The following is a 21371-nucleotide window of genomic DNA, read 5'->3' as shown; positions in this document are numbered from 1 at the left end:
CGCACCCAGCGCCGCCCCTCTCGTCGTGCCCGGGCTCAGTCCGCGCTGTGCACGGGACGGACCCGCTCACCCAGGTCGGCCAGCTGCGCCTTCATCTCCCCGACGGACAGGGTGTGCTCCACGCGCGGCGAGTAGAGCATCGAGCTCACGATCGCCCCGGTGGCACCGATCCGGAACGCATCGCTCACGTGGCTGACCAGCCCCGCTCCACCCGACGCGATCACGGGCAGGCTCACCGCCTCGGTGATCATGCCGGTGATGTCGAGGTCGTAGCCGGCGCCCGTGCCGTCGCGGTCGATGCTGTTCACCACGATCTCCCCGGCGCCGAGGTCCTGACCGCGCTTGGCCCACTCCACGGCGTCCATGCCCGTGTACGTACGGGCACCGTCGATGGCGATCTCGTAGCCGCTGGGGATCTTGGCGGTCGGCTCCACGCGCTTGACCTGCATGCTCAGCACCATGCACTGCCGGCCGAACTCGACCGAGCCCTGCGTGATGATCTGCGGGTTGCGCACCGCCATGGAGTCGATGCTGATCTTCTCCGCCCCGGCGCGCAGGACCTCGTGCATGTCCTCGAGGTGCCGGATGCCCCCGCCGACCGTCAGCGGCACGAATGTGCGGTGGGCCGCCCTGCGGACCATGGCGAGGTCGATCTGACGCTTCTGGGCGCTGGCCATGATGTCGTAGATGACGATCTCGTCGACGTCCTCGTGGTAGAGCCGGTCGGCCAGCTCCGCCGGGTCCCCTACGTCGATGTTGTCCTGGAACTGCTGGGCCTTGGTGACGCGCCCGTCCTTGACGTCGAAGCAGGCGATCAGCCGGTTAGCGAGCATCGAGATCCTTCAGGTCGGCGACGTCCAGGTCGCAGAACGACTTCAGCACCTGCAGGCCGGCGCGTGCGCTCTTCTCGGTGTGGAACTGCGTCGCCATGATGTTCTTGTGCGCGACCGCGGCGGCGAACTCCTGGCCGTAGGTGGTGACTCCCACCAGTGAAGAATCCTCCGCGGGAACCGCGTAGAAGGAATTCACGAAGTAATAGAAACCGTCCGGCGTGAATGCGCGCGAGAACGGGTGGTCGCCGCGGACCTCGACATTGTTCCAGCCCATGTGCGGCACGCGTACCTCGGACTTGTCGAACTCGCGGACGCTGCCCTTGAGCCAGCCGAGGCACTCGACGTCGTCCTCGTCCGAGCGCTCGAACAGGACCTGCAGACCCACGCAGACACCCAGAAATCCCTGGCCCTCGCCCAGGATCTTCTCGTTCAGGTGGTCGATCCACCCCTCCTGCGCGAGCGACTCCATGGTCACGCCGGCCGCCCCGACGCCGGGCAGGATGTACTTGTCGACGTCGTCGCACTCGCCGGGCTTGGTCACCAGCGCGTGCGGGACACCGAGGTGCTCGAGGGCAAAGGAAATGCTCTGCGAATTGCCGGTCCGGTAGTCGATGATCCCGATCACTTGCCCAATCCTACACCTGGACGCATGTCTCACATTCCGGACATCAGTCGAGGAAGAGCGCCCGCAGCCGGACCGTGGTGAACGCCAGGCCGAGCCCGATCATCACGACGAAGTACGCCACGTGCGTGAGCATCGACCCATCGATCACGCCGAGCGTCAGGCCCCGGACCAGCTCGACGGCGTGCCACAGCGGGAGCGCCTTGATGAGCCCCTGGATCCAGCCCGGGTACACGGTGATGGGGTAGAAGGTCGCGGAGAACAGGAACATCGGCAGCATCACGAAGTTGATCCAGTCCATCTGCTGGAAGGTCTTCATATAGCTGGTCACGGCCATCCCGACGCTCGCGAAGCCGAAGGCGACCAGCAGCACGGCCGGGACGGCGAGGGCAGCGGTCCACGCCAGGTTCAGGCCCATCACCTGCATGACCGTCAGGAAGCCGATCGCGTACACGCCGCCTCTCAGGAGCGCGTAGGTGATCTCGCCGAACGCGACGTCCAGGGGTCCCAGCGACGTGGCGAGCATCCCGTCGTAGAGCTTGCCGAAGTGCATCTTGAAGAAGACGTTCCACGTGGAGTCGTACACGGCGCCGTTCATGGCGGACACCGCCAGCAGCGCCGGGGCGATGAAGGCCGCGTACGGCACGGAGGATCCGTCGGGCAGCTCGACGTCTCCGATGAACGAGCCCAGGCCCAGGCCCATGGCGAGCAGGAAGAACACGGGCTCGAAGAACCCGGACAGCACGATGATCCCGCTGGAGCTCTTGGTCGCCTTGAGCCCGCGCGCGACGACGGCCCGCGCGTTGCCCGCGTACAGCGCCCCAAAGCTCCGTCGGGGAGCCGGCGTGGAGGTGGTCGTGGTCGTCATCCTGCGCGGAGCCTCCTCACGAACACCCGCCGGGCCGTGACCCAGCCACCCGCCGCCAGCACGACCAGCACCACCAGGTGCCACCCCACCGGCCAGGCGCCGGGGGGCGAGCCGTACGAGAGCGACCGGCCGATCTCGCTCGCGTGCCACAGCGGGGAGACCCAGCCGACCCACTGCAGCCACACGGGCAGCGTGGCCAGCGGGAAGAACGTGCCCGAGAACAGGAACAGCGGGGTGAACACGAAGCGCTGCAGCAGGGCGAACTGCCCCTTGTCCTCGGTCAGGCTCGCGGAGAACGCCATCACCGGAAGCCCGAACGCCAGGCCGGCGAGCACACCGACCAGGGGCATCAGGGCGCCGGTCAGCGGGTCGCCGACCGCACCGAACGCCAGGATCAGCAGGTAGTAGATGGTGCAGGTGAACAGCATCCGCGCGATGACGGACAGCACCAGTCCGGCGGCGATCTGCGGCGGCTCGATCGGGGAGGCGTTCATCCCCCAGAAGATCCGTCGCCACTTGAACCCGGCCATGATGACGAACGTGAACTCGTCCATCGCGACCGTCACCGCGGCGGTGGCCAGCAGGGCGGGCGCGACGAACCAGACGTAGTCCACGAGCCCGTCGGCCCCGGAGGCGATCGGCTGGTCGAGGAACGTCGCGAGGCCCAGCCCGATGCCGAGCAGGTAGAGCAGGGGGTTGCCGACGCTGCCCACCACGATGGTCCAGCCGTACGCCCGCATGCCGCGCAGCTGGTGCTCGGCGATGTACAGGGCGCCGAACCGTCGGGGCCGCGCGGCCGCCGCGACCGCCGCGTCCGTCAGGGTCGTGGTCACTCGATCAGGCTCCTCCCGGTCAGCCGGAGGAACACGTCCTCCAGGCTCGAGCGCCGCACGAGCGACGTCGTCGGGTGCAGCCCGAGCTCGGTGACCCGCTCGAGCACCGCCTCCCCGTCCTGCGCGTACAGCAGCACCCGGTCCGGGAGGACCTCGATCCGCTCCACCAGCCCTGCCATCCGCGTCGCCGCGTCGGCGTTGCGGTCGGACCCGAACCGCAGCTCGACCACCTCGCGCGTGGAGTACTGCCGGATCAGCGCGGACGGGCTGCCCTCGGCCATGATCCTGCCCTTGTCGACGACCACCAGGCGGTCGCAGAGCTGCTCGGCCTCGTCCATGTAGTGCGTGGTGAGCACCAGGGTGGTGCCGCGCTCCTTGAGCCGGAACAGCCGGTCCCACAGGACGTGCCGGGCCTGCGGGTCCAGCCCGGTGGTCGGCTCGTCCAGCATCAGGATGCGCGGCTCGTTGATGAGCGCGCGGGCGATGGTCAGCCGCCGCTTCATGCCTCCGGACAGGTCGTCGACCTTGGCGTTGCGCTTCTCCTCGAGCTGCGCGAAGCCCAGGAGCTCGTCGGCGCGCGAGGCGCACACGGACCGCGGGATGCCGAAGTAGCGGCCGTAGACGATGAGGTTGTCCCGGACGCGCAGCTCGGTGTCGAGGTTGTCCTCCTGCGGCACGACGCCCAGCAGCGAGCGGATCTCCGGACCGTGCGTGTCCGGGTCCAGGCCGAGCACGCTCAGGTCCCCGGCCGTGCGCTGCGACACCGCACCGATCATGCGCATGGTCGTCGACTTGCCGGCGCCGTTGGGCCCGAGGAGGCCGAACGACTCTCCCGGTGGGACCTCGAAGTCGATGCCGTCGACGGCGGCGAAGTCGCCGAAGCGCTTGGTCAGGCCATGGGCGGCGATGACGGGTGCGGTCACAGCCGATCAACCTAGACGAGCGCACCGACACGGGCGAGGACAATCGAGTTGACCCGGGCAGCGGCGGCGGGGAGCCTGCACCGATGGACGACCTCTGGCCGCTGACCGGCCTGCGTGTGCACAGCGACGACCTGGAGCTGCGGTACATGGACGACACCGACGTCGTCACGCTCGCGCGGCTCGCCGCCGACGGTGTGCACGACCCCGAGGCCATGCCCTTCACGGTGCCCTGGACGCGCGGTACCCCGGTGCAGGTGGCCCGCAGCGTCCTGGCCTACCAGTGGGGTGCACGCGCCGGCGTCACGCCCGACAGGTGGAACCTCGAGCTCGCGGCGGTGCGCGGCGGTGAGGTGCTCGGCTCGCAGTCGCTCTCGGCGCACGACTTCCCGGTGACGCGGACCGCGGAGACCGGCTCGTGGCTCGGGCGACGACACCAGGGCCAGGGCATCGGCCTGCGCATGCGGCTGATGATCCTCACGCTGTTCTTCGACGGCCTGGGCGGCCTGCGCGCGACGACGAGCGCGTTCGCCGACAACGCCGCCTCGAACGGTGTGACCCGGCGCATCGGCTACGCCGAGAACGGCACCGAGGTGCTGGTGCGGGAGGGCCGCCCGGCGACGCGCCGCGCGTACGTGCTCGACCGCGCCGCCTGGGACGCCCGGCCCGCGCACCTGCGGCTCGACGTCACGCTCGCCGGCGTCGACGGGGCACGCGAGCAGCTGGGGATCTAGCGGTCGTCCGCCGCGTCGTGGACGTACCGCGCCACCTGCACGCGGTTGGTCACGTCCAGCTTGGTGAACACGCTGCCCACGTGCGTCTTCACCGTGGCGACCCCGAGGTGCAGCGCCTTCGCGATCTCGGTGTTCGTCATCCCGTCGCTCACCGCCACCGCGACCTCCCGCTCCCGGTCCGTGAGCCGCGCCAGGAGGCTGCGCGCCTTGCGCCGTCGTCCGTCCTCCGTCGGCCGGGTGACGACGGCGATGAGCTGGTTGGTGACGCTCGGCGAGAGCATCGGCTCTCCCAGTGCCACCCGACGGACGGCGACGACGATGTCCGCCGGTGCCGTGTCCTTGAGCAGGAACCCGGCGGCGCCGAGCTGCAGGGCGGACAGCACCATCTCGTCGGTGTCGAACGTGGTGAGCACGATGATCCGCGCGGCCGAGCCGCGCTCCCGCAGCCGCCGGGTCGCCGCGAGGCCGTCCATCCGCGGCATGCGGATGTCCATCAGGACGACGTCGGGCAGCTCGCGCCCGATCACGTCGAGGGCGTCCTGACCGTCGACCGCCTCGCCGACCACCTCGAGGTCGGGTGCGCCGCCCAGGATCAGGCGCAGCCCGGCACGGACCAGGGCGTCGTCGTCGACCACGACGACGCGCACGGTGCCGCCGGCGCTCATGCCGGCCACGGCAGCCGAGCGCCGACGACGAAGTTGCCGTCCGGGTCCACGCCGTGCTCGAGCTCGCCCCCGGCGAGCTCGGCACGCTCGGTCATGCCGGCCAGACCGACACCCCGGTGCCCGTTCGGTGGGGTACGGACGGGGTTCCGCACCTGGATCTCGAGCGTCGCGCCGGGACCGCCGGCCAGGCGGACGCTCACCGGCTCTCCGGGTGCGTGCTTGCGGGCATTGGTCAGGGCCTCCTGGACGATGCGGAAGGACGTGCGGGACAGGGTCGCAGGTCGAGGCTCGTCGGCCAGCCCCGTCGTGTCGAGGTCGACCGCCGAGCCCGCCTCCCGGGCGTCGGCCAGCAGCGCGGGGAGCTCGGCGAGGGTGGGCTGCGGGGGCTCGACGCCCTCGACGCTCTCGGTGTCCGCGCCGGCCCGCAGGACACCCAGCACCTGACGCAGCTCGCTCAGGGCCAGCTGGGCGTTGCCCTGGATCGTCTGCGCCGTCTCGCGCGTCTCCGTGCGGGTCAGGTCGTCGCGGTAGGCCAGCGCACCGGCGTGCAGCGCGACCAGGGAGATCCGGTGGGCGAGGACGTCGTGCATCTCGCGGGCGATCCTCGTGCGCTCCGCGTCCCTGGACCGCTCGGTAGCCAGCTCGCGCTCACGCTCCGCGGTGGCCACCTGCTCGCGCAGCGACGACACGAGCTCCCGCCGGGTGCCGATGTAGTAGCCGGTCGCGACGCAGGCCACGTAGTGCATGACGCTGATCAGCAGGGTCACCACGGTCACGTAGCCGTCGTCGGGCATGCCGGGGAACGCCGTCCGGTTGTAGACCATCGACAAGCCCAGCGCACCGAGCGTGACCACGCCCGCGATGACGACCCAGGCCCGGCGGCGCCACGTGGCCATCGAGATCACCGCGATGGTGGCCGCGCCGATGCTCGCCGCGGACACCGAGGTGGCCGCGATCGTCAGGCACGCCACGGCAACGGGGTACCGGCGACGCAGGCCCAGCAGGCAGACGGTCATCACACCGAGCAGGAGGTCGAGGGTGATGAGCCCGCCGAGGACCTCCTCCGGCGCTGTCGACACCGACATGTTCTCGCCGGTCGAGATCGCCCACGCGAGCAGGCCGACCACCGCCGCCAGCAGGTAGCGCCAGGTGCTCGACCACCGGGACAGCGGCGTCTCCGCGGACAGGTCGGTGGTGAGGAGCATGACGGCAGCCTAGGCAGCGCGCCGCACGGCTCGCGCCCACCTTGCGGCCGGTCGTGCTCCACCGTCCGGTGGAGAGGTCAGGCCTCGCCGGCAAGGCTCCTTGCGATCTCCGCCGACGCCGGTGACCCGAGCGCCGCCCGGTTGACCGGGTCGAGGAAGTGACGCAGCACGGCACCGTCCCGCTCGGCGTCACCGCAGCTCATCGTCACCCCGTCGCGCACGTGCGGGCGGGGCCTGCGACGGCCTGGTCCGCCCACCTCCCGCACGGTGCCGCCGGGGACGAGCTCGATGCGCAGCGTCCGGGGTCCACGGTCGGGCGACGCCTCGACGGTGCGGATGTGCTCCCACCGGATGTCCAGCGCCTCGGGGTGCTTCCCGCGCTCACGGGCGGCGATGACGAAGACCGTGTCGGGATCGAGGGTCGCCACGGGTGCTCTGCCCGCAGCGTGCCCGGCCACGTGCGGGCCTGCAGCACGGCCAGGACGGCCCACCCCAGACCGAGCGCGACGCCGACCGCCAGGTAGACCCAGGCGGCGGTGCAGAGCGTCCCACCGCGGACGATCACGCAGGCCTGCGCGGTCCACGGCCCTCCGGCCACATCCGCGGCACGCAGCGACGAGACGAGGAAGGCCGCGGGGATGACGGCGAGTGCGGCCATGACCGCCACGTCCAGGGCGATGTCGGCGGCGGCCCGCCAGCGCGGCGGGCGAGCAGATCCGTAGAGGGTGCCCGAGCGCCAGCGCCAGGTGCTGGCCGCGCCGTGCCGGTCCGCTCGTCCCACCGTGCCGTCCCCCATCGGTTGCCCGTGCGTACTGTATGGCCGCATGGAGACCGATGCGCCGGCCGTCGACACCCTCGCGGCCCCCTGGCGCGCCGTCGAGCGGCGGGCGCGGCGCGTGGTCGGCGCGATCCTGCTCGGCGTGCTCGCCACGGCCCTGGTCGGAGCGAGCGTCCCGCTCTGGTCCTCCGCCGAGTCGCTGCAGCTCGCGGCCGCCGTCTACCGCTCGGGAACCGGCTCCGTCCTGAGGTGGGAGGTCGCCCCGAGCGACGCCTGGTGCGTCGGACTCGTCGCCCTCATCCTGCCGGGTATCGCTGCGGTGGTCGGCTGGGCGCGGTCACGCAGCGCGCGCTCTCACGCGGTGCCCGCCCTGGCCGCGCTCGTGGCGGGCGGGTCCGCCGGGGGCCGCTTGTCCGAGGCGCAGCGCAGGGCCCGGGAGCGGGGCCGGCAGCAGGAGGTCACCACGCAGGTGCGCCACTACACCGAGCAGCACCGTCCGCGGCTGAGCGCGTGGACGACCCTCGGCGGGACGTTCGCGATCCTCGGCGGTGTGTGGGCCCTCGTCGCGGTCGTCCTGTCCGCCGCGGGGGCGACCTCCACCGTCGTCGGAGCGTTCGTCGCCGTCTACTCGTGGTTCATCGTGCTCATCGGCGCGGTCGTGGTCTACGCGCTCGCTCACGGAGCCGGTGCGCTGCGACGGCGGCGGGGCGCGGCGCCCCGCCCGCCTGCCACAGCCGACCGCACCCCCTGACGCCGCCACATCGTTGGTCGGACAACCGGGTCACCTACCATGGCGAGGTGGGCGCAGCGGATGACGGCAGGACGCCAGGTATCCCGGGAGCAGATCTCGGGTGGTCCCTGGGCGTGATCCTGCGGGCATGGCACGAGCAGGTCGAGAACGCCGTGAGCGAGCTGCCGCACGGCTTGCGGGGGTATCAGATCCTGTCCGTCGCCTCGCGCATGGAGCCGACGCAGAGCAACCTCGCCAAGCACCTGTTCATCGACAAGACCGTGATGCCCTACGTGATCGACGCCCTCGTCGACGAGGACCTGGTGGAGCGCCGGATGGACCCGTCGGACCGTCGCGTCCGGCGGATCGCCGTCACCGCTCATGGACGGGCCGTCCTGGCACGTCTCGAGGAACAGGTGGCCGCCGCAGAGGACCGGGTCTTCGCCGGGGTGTCCGCGCAGGACCGCGCGGCGACGCTGGAGCTGGTCGAGCGGCTTGCCGTCTCTATCCACTCCGACCAGCCCTACCTCGACCCGTGCCTGGCGATCGAGCGCGCGATCTCGGAGTCGACGACGACCTGAGGCCGGTCAGCCGGCACGGACGAGTCGTGCCCACCTTCTGGTGGAGCCAAGGGGACTCGAACCCCTAACCCCCTGCTTGCAAAGCAGGTGCGCTACCAATTGCGCCATGGCCCCGTCGAACGAGGCCCGTCACTCGAAGGTGTCGGTCACCTCAGCCCACAGGTCGCGCTCGTCGCGATCCTGCGAGTACTTCTGCCACACGACGAAGCCGACGGCGGCCGCAGCCACCAGGAGCAGGAGCTTCTTCATCGGTTCCCCCACGGGTCGGGAGTGGGCCTAACAGGACTTGAACCTGTGACCTCTTCCTTATCAGGGAAGCGCTCTAACCGTCTGAGCTATAGGCCCGTGCACTGCGCGCGCCGCGGTGGCGCCGGATGAGACTACCCCAGGCCGAGGGCGCCACCCAAACCGGCTGCGGTCACTCGTCCGTCATGGTCACGTGCACGCCGCCGACGAGGGCGGCGACGATGTTGTAGAGGAACGCGCCGATGGTCGCCATGGCCGTGAGCAGAAAGACGTCGATCACCGCGACGAGGGTCGCGCCGGAGATCACGCGCTGGAACTCGACGAACTGCAGGATCTGGATGTCACCCTCGGCGCCCGTGATCGTGGTGACCAGGGTGTCGATCTTGCTGAACACCTGGAGGCCGTTCAGGGTGAACCAGATGACGGCCGCCGCCACGACGATCATCACGCCGATGGCGACCGACAGCAGGAACGACAGCTTCATCACCGACCACGGGTCGACGCGCGAGATCGAGAGCCGGACCCGGCGCGGTGCACCGTGCGGCCCGACGGTCGGGATGCGTCCCGTGCTGGGCCGGGCGCCCGCGAGGTTGTCGGACGAGGTCGTCGTCCGCGGGGTCGCGGTACTGGCCGCCGGGGTGGTCGTCATGGTCGGTTCCTTGGTACGGGATCGAGTGGCCGCGGCGAATGCGGCGGACGTGGCGACGCCGGCCCTCTTGACCCACGCGGTCGCGGTGTCCACCGCGACCATCATCGGGGACGGAGGGTCGTGCTCGTCGCCGACCCCGGGTGTCGTCGTGTCACGATCCTGTGGAGATGTCGGGGCGGCATCCCTCGCGACGGACCCGTTCCGGCGCTCCGGCGACTCCGGTCGGGCAGCCTCCGGGCGAGCCGCCGCGGTCGGCGCCTGCGTGGCGCCCGACGGCGACACGGCGAAGGTCCCGTTGCTGCCGGCGGTCGGCACCGGGGGCGCAGACTCATCTGACCGCGGACCGTCCCACGCCGTGGTCGATCCCGCACGTGGTGCCGACGTCGTCTGGCGACCTGCGGTCGTCGGCGTCGTCGGACGCTTGCGTGGTGGGATCGAGGGGGGCGTGGAATCGGTCATGCGTCCTCCGCAGGCGGCTCGGGCACGGTCTCGTCGGCGGACGGCTCGGCGTCGCCGGTGGGCGCCGCGGAGTCCGATCCGTCTGAGCCCGGGCCGTTCTCAGTGCCCACGGTACCCGCCTCGTCTCCGAGGTGTCGCTCCGTGTTCCGGGCCACGGCGATGATCCGGTCACCCTTGTCCGGCTTGGCGAAGATGACGCCCTGCGTGGTGCGGCCGGTCGCGCTGACCTCCGAGGTGGCCGAGCGCACGATCTTGCCGCGCTCCATGATCACCAGCACCTCGTCGTCCGGGTCCACCACGAGCGCGCCGACGAGGTCGCCGTTCGCCTCCGGGAGGTTCGCCACCTTGATGCCCAGGCCACCGCGACCCTGCTGGCGGTAGTTCTCCACCGTGAGGGCGGTGCGCTTGGCGATGCCGCCCTGCGTCACGGTGAACAGGAACGCGTCCTCGCGCACGACGTCCATCGCCAGCAGCTCGTCGTCGGCACGGAACTTCATGCCCGTGACGCCCGAGGTGGCGCGGCCCATCGGGCGCAGGGTCTCGTCGGAGGCGGTGAACCGCAGCGACTGACCCTTGCGGGAGACCAGGATGAGGTCCTGGTCGGAGTCGACGAGCCGTGCCGAGACGAGCTCGTCCGGCAGGCCGTTCTCGTCCTCGCGCAGGTTGATCGCGATGACGCCGCCCGACCGGCTGGAGTCGTAGTCGGACAGGCGCGTCTTCTTCACCAGCCCGCGCTGCGTGGCCAGGACCAGGTACTCGGCCGTGGTGTAGTCGCGGATGTCGAGCACCTGGGCGATGGTCTCGCCCGGCTGGAACGCGAGCAGGTTGGCGACGTGCTGGCCCTTGGCGTCGCGACCGCCCTCCGGCAGCTCGTACGCCTTGGCGCGGTACACGCGGCCCAGGTTGGTGAAGAACAGCAGCCAGTGGTGGGTGGTCGTGACGAAGAAGTGGTCGACCAGGTCGTCCTCGCGCAGCTGCGCTCCCCGCACGCCCTTCCCGCCGCGCCGCTGCGCCCGGTAGTTGTCCGAGCGCGTCCGCTTGGCGTACCCGCCGCGGGTGATGGTGACGACCATCTCCTCCTCGGCGATGAGGTCCTCGACGCTGACCTCGCCGTCGAACGGCAGGATCGTCGTGCGGCGCTCGTCACCGAACTTGGCGACGATCTCGCCCAGCTCCTCGGAGACGATGGTGCGCTGCCGCTGCTCGGACTCCAGGATCGCGCGGTACTCGAGGATCTCGGCCTCGAGCTTGGCGTAGTTCTCCAGGATCTGCTGACGCTGCAGCGCGGCGAGCCGGCGCAGCTGCAGGTTGAGGATCGCGTTGGCCTGGACCTCGTCGATGTCGAGCAACGCCATCAGGCCGGTGCGCGCCTCGTCGGAGTCGGGCGAGCGCCGGATCAGCGCGATGACCTCGTCGAGCGCGTCCAGGGCCTTGAGGTAGCCGCGGTAGATGTGGATCTCCGCCTCGGCCTCGCGCAGCTTGTAGGCGGTCCGGCGGACGACGACCTCGAGCTGGTGGGTCACCCAGTGGCGCACGAACGCGTCGATGCTGAGCGTGCGCGGCACCTCGTCGACGAGGGCCAGCATGTTGGCCCCGAACGTCTCCTGCAGCTGGGTGTGCTTGTAGAGGTTGTTGAGCACGACCTTCGCGACGGCGTCGCGCTTGAGCACGATCACGAGGCGCTGGCCGGCGCGGCCGGACGTCTCGTCGCGCATGTCCGCGATGCCGGTGACCTTGTTCTCGCGGACCAGGTCCGCGATCTTCTTCGCCAGCGTGTCGGGGTTCACCTGGTACGGCAGCTCGGTGACGACGAGGCAGATCCGGCCCTGGATCTCCTCGACCTCGACGACAGCACGCATGGTGATCGACCCGCGCCCGGTGCGGTACGCCTCCTCGATGCCCTTGTGGCCGAGGATCGTCGCGCCGGTGGGGAAGTCGGGGCCCTTGATGCGCTGCAGGAGCGCGGCCAGCAGCTCCTCCCTGGAGGCCTCCGGGTGGTCGAGGTGCCACTGCACGCCCTCGGCGACCTCGCGCAGGTTGTGCGGCGGGATGTTGGTGGCCATGCCGACCGCGATGCCTGCCGAGCCGTTGACCAGCAGGTTCGGGAAACGGGACGGCAGGACCCGGGGCTCCTGGGTGCGGCCGTCGTAGTTGTCCTGGAAGTCGACGGTGTCCTTGTCGATGTCCCGGACCATCTCCATGGACAGCGGGGCCATCTTGCACTCGGTGTACCGGGGCGCGGCCGCCGGGTCGTCGCCCGGGGAGCCGAAGTTGCCCTGCCCGGAGACCAGCGGGTAGCGCAGCGACCAGTCCTGGACGAGCCGCACGAGGGCGTCGTAGATCGACGTGTCGCCGTGCGGGTGGTACTTGCCCATGACGTCGCCGACGACCCGCGAGCACTTGGAGAACTGGCGGTCCGGGCGGTAGCCGCCGTCGTACATCGCGTACAGGACGCGCCGGTGCACCGGCTTGAGGCCGTCGCGGACGTCCGGCAGTGCGCGGCCGACGATGACGGACATGGCGTAGTCGAGGTACGAACGCTGCATCTCCAGCTGCAGGTCGACCTGGTCGATGCGGCCGTGGTCGATCTCGTTGCCGGTGGTCTCGCTCAACGGTGTTCCTTACGTGGGTGCGGGCGATCGGCGACGTGGTTGCTCGACTAGACGTCGAGGAACCTCACGTCCTTCGCGTTGCGCTGGATGAAGGAGCGACGGGACTCGACGTCCTCGCCCATGAGGACCGAGAAGATCTCGTCGACCGCCGCGGCCTCGTCGAGCGTGACCTGCAGCAGGGTGCGGTGCTCGGGGGACATCGTGGTCTCCCAGAGCTCCTGGTAGTCCATCTCGCCCAGACCCTTGTAGCGCTGCACCGCGTTGTCCTTGGGCAGCCGCTTTCCGCTGGCCTGGCCGTCCGTGATGAACGCGTCGCGCTCCCGGTCGGAGTACACGTAGTCGTGCTCGGCGTTGGCCCACTTGATCCGGTACAGCGGCGGCTGCGCCAGGTACACGTGGCCGTGCGTGATGAGGTCCGGCATGTAGCGGAACAGGAGCGTGAGCAGCAGCGTGCGGATGTGCTGACCGTCGACGTCGGCGTCGGCCATGATCACGATCTTGTGGTAGCGCAGCTTCGACAGGTCGAAGTCCTCGCCGATGCCCGTGCCGAACGCCGTGATGAGCGCCTGCACCTCCTGGTTGCCCAGGGCCCGGTCCAGTCGTGCGCGCTCGACGTTGAGGATCTTCCCGCGGATCGGCAGGATCGCCTGCGTGCGCGGGTTGCGGCCACGCACAGCGGAGCCGCCGGCCGAGTCACCCTCGACGATGAAGACCTCGCACTCCTCCGCGCGGCTCGACTGGCAGTCGCGCAGCTTGCCCGGCATGCCGCCGGACTCCAGCAGACCCTTGCGCCGGGTCGCCTCGCGCGCCTTGCGGGCCGCCATCCGCGCGGCCGCCGCCTGGATCGACTTGCGGATGACGTCGCGCGCCTCGTTCGGGTGGGAGTCCAGCCAGTCGCCGAGCTGCTCGTTGACCACACGCTGCACGAACGTCTTGGCCTCGGTGTTGCCGAGCTTGGTCTTGGTCTGGCCCTCGAACTGCGGCTCGCCCAGCTTGATCGAGATCACCGCGGTGAGGCCCTCGCGGATGTCGTCACCCGTGAGGTTCTCGTCCTTCTCCTTGAGGATGCCCTTCTCGCGCGCGTAGCGGTTGATCAGGGACGTCATCGCCGCACGGAAGCCCTCTTCGTGCGTGCCACCCTCGGTGGTCGAGATCGTGTTGGCGTACGTGTGCACCGACTCCGAGTACGCGTTGGTCCACTGCATGGCGATCTCGACGGCGATCCGGCGCTCGGTGTCCTCGGACTCGAAGTCGATGATCTCCGGGTGGACGACCTCGACCTTCTTGGCGCTGTTGAGGTGCTTGACGTAGTCGACGAGCCCGTCGTCGTACTTGTAGGTGACGGTTCGGAAGGCGGGCTGGTCGGCGTCGCCCTCCTCGTTGCCGGCGACCTCGTCGCCGGTGTCGAGGTGCTCGGGACGCTCGTCGGTCAGCGAGATCTGCAAGCCCTTGTTGAGGAAGGCGTACTGCTGGAACCGCGCGCGCAGCGTCTCGAAGTCGTAGTCGGTGGTCTCGAAGATGGCAGGGTCGGCCCAGAACGTCTGCGACGTGCCGCGCTCGTCCGTGGGCTCACCCTTGCGCAGCTCGCCGAGCGGCTTGCCACCGTCGGAGAAGTTCTGCTGCCACACGAAGCCGTCGCGCTTGACCACGGTCTCGACGCGGGTGGAGAGCGCGTTCACCACGGAGATGCCGACGCCGTGCAGACCGCCGGAGACCGCGTAGCCGGCGCCGCCGAACTTGCCGCCGGCGTGCAGGATGGTCATGACGACCTCGACGGTCGGCCGGCCCTCGGTCGGGTGGATCGCGACGGGGATGCCGCGGCCGTTGTCGACGACGCGCACGCCTCCGTCGGCCAGCAGCGTGATCTCGATGTGGTCGCAGTAGCCGGCGAGCGCCTCGTCGACGGAGTTGTCGACGACCTCGGTCACCAGGTGGTGCAGGCCGCGCTCACCCGTGGAACCGATGTACATGCCGGGGCGCTTGCGCACCGCCTCGAGTCCCTCGAGCACCGTGATCGCGCTGGCGTCGTACCCGCCGTTGCCATCCTTCGTGGTCCTCGTCGTGCTCGTCGTGGGGGTGCTCTGCTCGGCCACGGGCGGTGATGCTCCTCAAGCTCTCACACGCGACGGAGCGCGCCGACCGAACTTCACCGGGTCGGATCACTCCATGACGCTGGAGTTCCGGGCACAGATGCGCCAGGAATGACCTTCACAGTCTACCTGGTGGAACGGCCCGGACCTGGTTTCCACACGGTCGAGTCCCACGGCGCCCGGATCGGGCGGACGCTCACCGGAACGTGTCCCGCTCCCCGCGGCCCTGCACGCGCTTCGGACCCGTCTTGAAGCGCGGTCCGCCGGGGTTCAGCACGGTGATCTCTAGGACCACACCCTGCCCCAGGTCGGCGGCGAACCGCCCGATCATGGCCGGGGCCAGGAACTTGAGCTGCGTCGCCCACGACGTCGAGTGCGCGCGCAACGTCAGCGAACCGCCCTCGAACGACACGTACTCGCAGTGCTCGGCCACCTGCGGACCGACGAGCTCGGCCCACCGGTGCTTCAGCACGCCCGCCACCTGGTCCGACGTCCCGCCGAGCTGGTCGAGCAGACCACTGACCGTCGACCCGATGAGCTGGGGGTCGCGGGCGCCCGGGCCGGCGGTCCCCATCTGCACCTGGACCAGGGGCCGCCGCCGAGCCGGGTCACCGGGGCGGAAGCCGCGCTGCGCGGCGGCCGCCTTGGCCCGGCCGAGGGCACCCGACGCCACCTGACGTGGCGGGGTCAGCTCGACCAGCTCGCGCAAGGGCGTGCCGTCCGGGGGGGTGGGGGGTGGGAACAGGCCCGGGTCAGAGGACACGCGCCACCTCCCCGCCCATGACGTCCACCCGGGCGCCCGCCAGAGGTGCGGGCACGTCATCGGCGACGGCTGCCGTGATCAGCACCTGCCGGGCCGGCGCCACGAGCTCCGCCAGCCTGTCGCGTCGCCGGGCGTCGAGCTCCGCGAAGACGTCGTCGAGGATCAGGACCGGCTCTCCGTCGGGTCCCCAGTCACCACCGACGCCCTCGTCCCCGCGCGTCAGCAGCTCGTAGGACGCGAGTCGCAGCGCCAGGGCGAAGGACCACGACTCGCCGTGGCTGGCGTACCCCTTCGCCGGCAGCCCGCCTAGCGTGAGGACCAGGTCGTCGCGGTGCGGACCGACCAGGCTCACACCGCGCTCGATCTCCTTGCTGCGCAGCCGGCCGATCGCCTCCAGCAGCTGCGCCTCCACCAGCTCCACGCCGGCCGCGTCGTCGTCGATCTCCAGCACGGCGTCGAGCGATGCCTTGTAGGTGACGATCGCCTCGCCCTGACCGGCACTGACCTGCGCATATGCGCGCTCGACGTGCGGTGCGAAGGCCCGGACCAGGCTCCGCCGGGCCACCATGATCTGCGCACCGGTCTGCGCCAGCTTGGCATCCCACACGTCGAGCGTGCGCAGATCCGCACCCGCACCACGGCGCGCCACGGCGGCCGACTTCAGCAGCGCCGAGCGCTGCCGGAGCACGCGGTCGTAGTCGGCGATCGTTCCCGCCACCCGCGGGGTCAGCTGCACCAGGAGGTCGTCGAGGAACCGACGCCGACCGTCCGGGTCGCCCTTGACCAGTGAGAGGTCCTCGGGCGCGAACAGGACGGTCCGCAGGATCCCCAGCACGTCCCGCGCCCGGGTCGGCGATCCGCCGTTGACCCGCGCGCGGTTGGCCTTACCCGGGGTCACCTCGACCTCGACCAGCGTCGAGCGGGGACGGCCGGGCTCCAGCGCGCGGACCACCTTGGCCCGCACGACCGCGCGCGAGGTCCCGGCGCGCACCAGCGCCGCGTCCGTGGGCACGCGATGGCTGCCGAGCGTCGCGATGTACCCGATCGCCTCGACCAGGTTGGTCTTGCCCTGCCCGTTGGGCCCGACGAGCGCGGTGATCCCGGGCTCCAGCGGGAGCTCGACCTGCGCGTACGAGCGGAAGTCCGTCAGAGACAGATGGGCGACATACATCGACGGGTCAGGTCAGAGGGACTGCGCGGGCGGCGTGCCCGTGACCGGGCCGGTGGTCCCCGCAGGCTTGACCGCGTGGCCACCGAACTGCTGACGCAGGGCGGCGACGGCCTTCATCGCGGGGGACTCCTCCTGGCGGGACTGGAACCGAGCGAACAGCGCCGCGGAGATCACGGGCGCCGGGACAGCGAGGTCGATCGCCTCGTCGACGGTCCACCGCCCTTCGCCCGAGTCCTCGACCCAGTCGTCGATCTCCCCCAGGCCCGGGTCCTGCTCCAGCGCCTTGACCAGCAGCTCGAGCAGCCAGGACCGCACGACGGTGCCGCGCTGCCACGCGCGCATCGTGCCGTGCACGTCCGTGACCAGGTCCTTCGCCGCCAGGAGCTCATAGCCCTCGGCGTAGGACTGCATCAGCCCGTACTCGATCCCGTTGTGCACCATCTTGGCGAAGTGCCCCGCGCCGACGGTCCCGGCGTGCACGAAGCCCTCGGCGCGCGGACCCTCCGGCCGCAGCGCGTCGAAGACCGGCATGACCTTCGCGACGACGGCCTCGTCTCCGCCGACCATGAGCCCGTACCCGTTCTCGAGGCCCCAGACACCACCCGAGACCCCGGCGTCCAGGAAGTCGACACCCAGCTCCGTCAGGACGTCCGCGTGCTTCTGGTCGTCCTGGTAGTACGAGTTGCCGCCGTCGATCACGATGTCGCCCGAGCTCAGCAGCCCGGCGAGGTCGTTGATCACCGCGTCGGTGATGACCCCGGACGGGACCATCACCCAGACGATGCGCTCACCCGCCGGGAGCGCCTCGACGAGCGCCTCCAGCGACGGCACGTCGGTGACGTCCGGGTTGCGGTCGTACCCCGTGACGTCGATGCCCGCGGCACGAAGGCGGGTGCGCATGTTGGCACCCATCTTTCCCAGACCGACCAGTCCGATGTGCATGAGTGACCTCTCTCGGTGCGCGCTGTTCCCACTGTGCCGCGTGCGGCGGCGGTGCGCCGGTCAGCTGGCGAATCGGATGGGGACCAGCAGGTAGCGGTACTCCGGGTTGTCCTCGCCATCGAGCGACTCCTGGCCGGTGAACTCCACCGGCTTGTTGGGGTGCGTGAACGACAGGCGGACGAACGTCGTGCTCAGGGCACCGAGACCGTCCAGCAGGAACTGCGGGTTGAACGCCACCGAGATGTCGTCGCCCACGAGCGTGGCCTCGATGGCCTCGGAGGCCTGTGCGTCGTCGCCCTGGCCGGCGTCCAGGACGACCTGGCCCTCGCTGAACGACAGGCGGATCGGGGTGTTGCGCTCCGCGACGAGGCTCACGCGCTTGGCGGCGTCCGCCAGGGCGTGCGTGCTGACGACCGCGTGGATGGGCGTCTCGTCGGGGAAGAGCCGGCGGACGGCCGGGTAGTCGCCGTCGACCAGCAGGCTGGTGGTCTGACGACCGGCCGCCTCGAAGCCGATCATGTCGACGCCGGAGCCGGTGGACAGCGCCACCGTCACCGAGCCGGCGCTGCCGAGCGACTTGGCGGCGTCCGACAGCGTGCGTGCGCGGACGAGCGCGACCGTCGAGATGTCGGGCGAGGCCGGCTTCCAGGTGAGCTCGCGCAGGGCGAGCCGGTACCGGTCGGTCGCCAGGAGCGTGACCTTCTCGCCCTCGATCTCGACCCGCACGCCGGTGAGCAGCGGAAGCGTGTCGTCGCGGCTGGCGGCCACGGACACCTGGGCCACCGCGTGCGTGAGCTCGTCGCCGTCGACCGTCCCGGTGGTCGGGGGCATCACCGGGAGGTTGGGGTAGTCCTCGACCGGCATCGTCAGCAGGGTGAAGCGGCTGGCACCGCAGGTCACGATGACCTTCGTGCCCTCGAGCACCACGTCGACGGGCTTGTCCGGCAGCGAGCGGGAGATCTCGGCGAGCAGACGCCCGGAGACCAGCACCGTGCCGGCCTCGCTCACGTCCGCCGGGATCTGCGACCGCGCGGAGACCTCGTAGTCGAAGCTCGACAGCTGCACGGTGCCTGTGGTGTCCGCCTCCAGGCGGACTCCCGCCAGGACCGGGACCGGTGGCCGGGTGGGCAGGCTGCGTGCCGTCCACGTGACGGCGTCCGCGAGCACGTCGCGGTCGACCCGGAACCTCATACCTCACCTCTCGTCGAGCTGGCCTGGCCGGGTGCCGACACGGTTGTGCGGAGATCCGGCGGGCAGGCGTCAGCCGAACACTACGCGAGAGCCCCGACGCTCGGTACGGGCAGGCGGATGACAACGACAGCCGTGTCGTTCGGGAGCGGCCGGGGTCCTGTGGCGGTGTGTGGATCCACCACCTAGAGAAGTCTCGTCGTCGTCATCGGTCCTGTGCACTGTGTGGATGATCGACGTCTGCGCAGGTCACGATGCGATCTGCCTGTGCACGTGGGGTGTGGGCCAGATCGGACGGCCGGTGGACGGCCGTGGACGGCGCCGGAAGGCCGGTTCTGCGTCCACCGTTCGGGGGCGTTCCGTCCACACCCACAGGGGCGTCGTCCACGGTCATCCACAGGTGAGTGCACAGGTGTGGAGATTCGTCCCATGCATGTCTCACTCGGAGGGTGAAGGTTGGGGTCAAGGCCTTCGGATCGTTTCGACGGTGAGAGTTCACTCATCCAACGCACGTCGGAGAGAGCCCTCGAAAACCGTGAGATTCGCCCCGGGATGTCCGAAAGAGTGTGTTCTTGCAGGCCAGCGCGGTGCCATGCGTGATCGCACCCGGCGTCGCGGCACATGGGTGAACGTCGTCACAAACATCCCCAGGTGCCTGTGGATGGCTGTGGATAACTAAGGGCTCTCAGCCGCGATTCTGCTGCTTGATCCGGTTGGTGAGCTCGGTCACCTGGTTGTAGATCGACCGTCGCTCAGCCATCAGCTCGCGGATCTTGCGGTTGGCGTGCATGACGGTGGTGTGGTCCCGCCCGCCGAAGGCCTGGCCGATCTTGGGCAGCGACAGATCCGTCAGCTCGCGGCACAGGTACATCGCGATCTGGCGTGCCGTGACGAGGACGCGTGAGCGGCTCGAGCCGCACAGGTCGTCGATGCTGAGGCCGAAGTAGGCCGCGGTCTGGCCGATCACCTGGGTGGCGGTGATCTCGGTGGTCTGGTCGTCGGTGATGAGGTCCTTGAGGACGATCTCCGCGAGCGACAGGTCCACCTGCTGGCGGTTGAGGTTGGCGAACGCGGTGACCCGGATCAGCGCGCCCTCGAGCTCGCGGATGTTGGTGGAGATCTTGCTCGCGATGTACTCGAGGACGTCCGGCGGTGCCTGCAGGCGTTCGCTGCCGGCCTTCTTGCGCAGGATCGCGATGCGGGTCTCGAGGTCGGGCGGCTGCACGTCGGTGATCAGGCCCCACTCGAAGCGCGACCGCATCCGGTCCTCGAACCCGTTGAGCTGCTTGGGGGGCAGGTCGGAGGTGATCACGACCTGCTTGTTCGCGTTGTGCAGGGTGTTGAACGTGTGGAAGAACTCCTCCATCGTCTGTTCCTTGCCCTGCAGGAACTGGATGTCGTCGATGAGGAGCACGTCGACCTCGCGGTAACGCCGCTGGAACGCGCCGGCCTTGCCCTCGCTGATCGAGTTGATGAAGTCGTTGGTGAACTCCTCGGAGTTCACGTACCGCACCCGGACGCTGGGGTAGAGGTTCTGCGCGTAGTGCCCGATGGCGTGCAGCAGGTGGGTCTTGCCCAGGCCCGAGTCGCCGTAGATGAACAGCGGGTTGTAGGCCTTGGCGGGGGCCTCGGCGACCGCGACCGCCGCCGCATGGGCGAAGCGGTTCGAGCTGCCGATGACGAACGTCTCGAAGAGGTACTTCGGGTTCAGGCGCGCGGGCTCCGCGGGGGTGCGCCTGTTGGCGGGCGGCGGGCGGTCGTCGTTGCGTCCGCCGTAGCGGCGCTCCCGGACCGAGTCGTCGCGGCCGTCGTGCTCGTCGTCCGACACCAGGGACAGGTCCGGGCGGGCCTCGCGGCGGGCGTCTGCCTCGTCGGCCTCGCGCTCGTCGCGGGACTGGCTGTACGGCTCGTGCCTCTGCTCCGAAGCGGAACCGACGATCCGCAGTGCCGGCGGTGCGTCCTCGGCCAGCTCGGGGTCCACCGTGATGGCGAAGCGCGCCTCGCGGTCGAGCGCGCTGCTGAGGGCGGCGGTCACCTCACCGCGTACCCGCGACTCGAGATAGTCCTTGGTCAAGTCGTTGCCGACGGCGAGCAGGAGCGTGCCGTCGAGGAGACCCAGCGGGCGGGCGAGCCGGACGAATGCGATCTGGCGCGGGGTGATGTCGGGACTCGACTCGAGGGTCGACACCACGTGGCCCCAGACTCGGGAGAGTTCTTCGTCCTGTGACACGTGCTACCTCGGCTGTTCGATCGCGTGAGTGGTCGAGTCTCGCATGGCCGCCGTTGTCCACACAGTTGTCCACACCTGTGAGCAGATGGTCACGACGGTGTCATGGGACCTTGGGCACGGTGGACACGGCGTTCTCGGCGCTGTTCTGGACGTGATGGTCGTCGCGTCCGGCGGCCGTCCACCACGTCGTGGTCCACAGGCCGCACGCCCCCGGCGACGATCTCCGATGCTAGTGGCCCCGGAGACCCACGG

Annotated in this window: 20 protein-coding genes and 2 tRNA genes; 3 read left to right on the top strand and 19 right to left on the bottom strand. The window is 70.2% G+C overall.

The genetic code is table 11. From position 1 onward, the window contains the following. Positions 1-35 precede the first annotated feature (35 nt). Genes hisF through KG102_RS00090 form a run of 5 tightly spaced genes read right to left on the bottom strand, consistent with a single transcriptional unit; the run spans position 36 to position 4079 of the window. The gene (gene hisF, locus KG102_RS00110; RefSeq protein WP_208210661.1) at positions 36-833 is read right to left on the bottom strand and encodes an imidazole glycerol phosphate synthase subunit HisF; all 798 of its coding nucleotides are present in this window, start codon (positions 831-833) and stop codon (positions 36-38) included. After that, positions 823-1458, bottom strand: a complete 636-nt coding sequence (hisH, locus tag KG102_RS00105) for an imidazole glycerol phosphate synthase subunit HisH (protein WP_208289784.1) — start codon at positions 1456-1458, stop codon at positions 823-825. Before hisH ends, hisF begins: the two co-directional genes overlap by 11 nt. A gap of 43 nt (positions 1459-1501) precedes the next feature. Further along, entirely contained in the window at positions 1502-2323 is an 822-nt protein-coding gene (locus KG102_RS00100) for an ABC transporter permease (RefSeq protein WP_208210665.1), read from the bottom strand. After that, the gene (locus tag KG102_RS00095; RefSeq protein WP_249667397.1) at positions 2320-3156 is read right to left on the bottom strand and encodes an ABC transporter permease; all 837 of its coding nucleotides are present in this window, start codon (positions 3154-3156) and stop codon (positions 2320-2322) included. Before KG102_RS00095 ends, KG102_RS00100 begins: the two co-directional genes overlap by 4 nt. Next, positions 3153-4079 carry an ABC transporter ATP-binding protein gene (locus KG102_RS00090; RefSeq protein ID WP_208210672.1) on the bottom strand — a complete coding sequence of 309 codons (927 nt, stop codon included), beginning with the start codon at positions 4077-4079 and terminating at the stop codon, positions 3153-3155. The genes KG102_RS00095 and KG102_RS00090 overlap by 4 nt, the downstream gene beginning before the upstream one ends. Before the next feature lie 83 nt (positions 4080-4162). On the opposite strand from KG102_RS00090, the gene KG102_RS00085 reads away from it, so the two are divergent. After that, entirely contained in the window at positions 4163-4810 is a 648-nt protein-coding gene (locus KG102_RS00085; protein WP_208289785.1) for a GNAT family N-acetyltransferase, read from the top strand. Here the strand turns inward: KG102_RS00085 and KG102_RS00080 are convergent. From KG102_RS00080 to KG102_RS00070, 3 genes are all read right to left on the bottom strand, one after another. Further along, complete coding sequence (locus tag KG102_RS00080) at positions 4807-5475, bottom strand: response regulator (protein WP_208289786.1); 669 nt, start codon at positions 5473-5475, stop codon at positions 4807-4809. The genes KG102_RS00085 and KG102_RS00080 overlap by 4 nt on opposite strands. Next, positions 5472-6680 (bottom strand): sensor histidine kinase, encoded by a 1209-nt coding sequence (locus tag KG102_RS00075; protein WP_208210677.1) that lies wholly within the window; start codon positions 6678-6680, stop codon positions 5472-5474. The genes KG102_RS00080 and KG102_RS00075 overlap by 4 nt, the downstream gene beginning before the upstream one ends. A 77-nt stretch (positions 6681-6757) precedes the next feature. Continuing rightward, on the bottom strand, positions 6758-7108 hold the full coding sequence (locus KG102_RS00070; protein WP_208289787.1) for a hypothetical protein: 351 nt from the start codon (positions 7106-7108) through the stop codon (positions 6758-6760). Positions 7109-7504: 396 nt separating this feature from the next. On the opposite strand from KG102_RS00070, the gene KG102_RS00065 reads away from it, so the two are divergent. Together KG102_RS00065 and KG102_RS00060 are read left to right on the top strand one after the other, a co-directional pair. Next, positions 7505-8209, top strand: coding sequence for a hypothetical protein (locus tag KG102_RS00065; RefSeq protein WP_208289788.1), 705 nt, complete (start codon positions 7505-7507; stop codon positions 8207-8209). Positions 8210-8322: 113 nt separating this feature from the next. Beyond that, the gene (locus KG102_RS00060; protein ID WP_208210690.1) at positions 8323-8769 is read left to right on the top strand and encodes a MarR family winged helix-turn-helix transcriptional regulator; all 447 of its coding nucleotides are present in this window, start codon (positions 8323-8325) and stop codon (positions 8767-8769) included. Between the two features lie 38 nt (positions 8770-8807). On the opposite strand, the gene KG102_RS00055 is transcribed toward KG102_RS00060, so the two are convergent. From KG102_RS00055 to dnaA, 11 genes are all read right to left on the bottom strand, one after another. Then, positions 8808-8883: transfer RNA gene (locus KG102_RS00055), tRNA-Ala, on the bottom strand. A 15-nt stretch (positions 8884-8898) separates the two neighbouring features. After that, complete coding sequence (locus tag KG102_RS00050; protein ID WP_213363021.1) at positions 8899-9018, bottom strand: DLW-39 family protein; 120 nt, start codon at positions 9016-9018, stop codon at positions 8899-8901. A gap of 22 nt (positions 9019-9040) precedes the next feature. Continuing rightward, positions 9041-9114 (bottom strand) — tRNA-Ile (locus KG102_RS00045). Between the two features lie 73 nt (positions 9115-9187). Further along, positions 9188-9664 (bottom strand): DUF3566 domain-containing protein, encoded by a 477-nt coding sequence (locus tag KG102_RS18670; RefSeq protein WP_243884681.1) that lies wholly within the window; start codon positions 9662-9664, stop codon positions 9188-9190. Between the two features lie 455 nt (positions 9665-10119). Then, complete coding sequence (gene gyrA / locus KG102_RS00035) at positions 10120-12735, bottom strand: DNA gyrase subunit A (RefSeq protein ID WP_208289789.1); 2616 nt, start codon at positions 12733-12735, stop codon at positions 10120-10122. Between the two features lie 47 nt (positions 12736-12782). Then, positions 12783-14828 carry a DNA topoisomerase (ATP-hydrolyzing) subunit B gene (gene gyrB, locus KG102_RS00030; protein ID WP_208289790.1) on the bottom strand — a complete coding sequence of 682 codons (2046 nt, stop codon included), beginning with the start codon at positions 14826-14828 and terminating at the stop codon, positions 12783-12785. A gap of 193 nt (positions 14829-15021) precedes the next feature. Continuing rightward, a complete protein-coding gene (locus tag KG102_RS00025; protein ID WP_249667396.1) occupies positions 15022-15588 on the bottom strand; it encodes a DUF721 domain-containing protein in 567 nt (188 codons plus the stop codon). Further along, positions 15578-16759 (bottom strand): DNA replication/repair protein RecF, encoded by a 1182-nt coding sequence (gene recF / locus KG102_RS00020; RefSeq protein ID WP_208289792.1) that lies wholly within the window; start codon positions 16757-16759, stop codon positions 15578-15580. The genes KG102_RS00025 and recF overlap by 11 nt, the downstream gene beginning before the upstream one ends. Before the next feature lie 12 nt (positions 16760-16771). Continuing rightward, positions 16772-17701, bottom strand: a complete 930-nt coding sequence (gnd, locus tag KG102_RS00015) for a phosphogluconate dehydrogenase (NAD(+)-dependent, decarboxylating) (protein WP_208210702.1) — start codon at positions 17699-17701, stop codon at positions 16772-16774. A 60-nt stretch (positions 17702-17761) separates the two neighbouring features. After that, positions 17762-18892 carry a DNA polymerase III subunit beta gene (gene dnaN, locus KG102_RS00010; RefSeq protein ID WP_208210711.1) on the bottom strand — a complete coding sequence of 377 codons (1131 nt, stop codon included), beginning with the start codon at positions 18890-18892 and terminating at the stop codon, positions 17762-17764. 682 nt (positions 18893-19574) lie between these two features. After that, positions 19575-21119 (bottom strand): chromosomal replication initiator protein DnaA, encoded by a 1545-nt coding sequence (dnaA, locus tag KG102_RS00005; protein ID WP_208210713.1) that lies wholly within the window; start codon positions 21117-21119, stop codon positions 19575-19577. Positions 21120-21371 lie beyond the last annotated feature (252 nt).

This window comes from Cellulomonas fengjieae, assembly GCF_018388465.1.
In the GTDB taxonomy this organism is placed as follows: Bacteria; Actinomycetota; Actinomycetes; order Actinomycetales; family Cellulomonadaceae; genus Cellulomonas; species Cellulomonas fengjieae.
This window is presented reverse-complemented; position numbering and strand designations above follow the sequence as displayed.

Coding starts and splice junctions, on each gene's coding strand:
- KG102_RS00085 (WP_208289785.1), top strand. CDS start 4,163: ATGGACGACCTCTGGCCGCTGACCGGCCTGCGTGTGCACAGCGACGAC.
- recF (WP_208289792.1), bottom strand. CDS start 16,759: ATGTATGTCGCCCATCTGTCTCTGACGGACTTCCGCTCGTACGCGCAG.
- dnaN (WP_208210711.1), bottom strand. CDS start 18,892: ATGAGGTTCCGGGTCGACCGCGACGTGCTCGCGGACGCCGTCACGTGG.
- KG102_RS00100 (WP_208210665.1), bottom strand. CDS start 2,323: ATGACGACCACGACCACCTCCACGCCGGCTCCCCGACGGAGCTTTGGG.
- gnd (WP_208210702.1), bottom strand. CDS start 17,701: ATGCACATCGGACTGGTCGGTCTGGGAAAGATGGGTGCCAACATGCGC.
- KG102_RS18670 (WP_243884681.1), bottom strand. CDS start 9,664: ATGACGACCACCCCGGCGGCCAGTACCGCGACCCCGCGGACGACGACC.
- KG102_RS00080 (WP_208289786.1), bottom strand. CDS start 5,475: ATGAGCGCCGGCGGCACCGTGCGCGTCGTCGTGGTCGACGACGACGCC.
- KG102_RS00050 (WP_213363021.1), bottom strand. CDS start 9,018: ATGAAGAAGCTCCTGCTCCTGGTGGCTGCGGCCGCCGTCGGCTTCGTC.
- KG102_RS00065 (WP_208289788.1), top strand. CDS start 7,505: ATGGAGACCGATGCGCCGGCCGTCGACACCCTCGCGGCCCCCTGGCGC.
- KG102_RS00075 (WP_208210677.1), bottom strand. CDS start 6,680: ATGCTCCTCACCACCGACCTGTCCGCGGAGACGCCGCTGTCCCGGTGG.
- hisF (WP_208210661.1), bottom strand. CDS start 833: ATGCTCGCTAACCGGCTGATCGCCTGCTTCGACGTCAAGGACGGGCGC.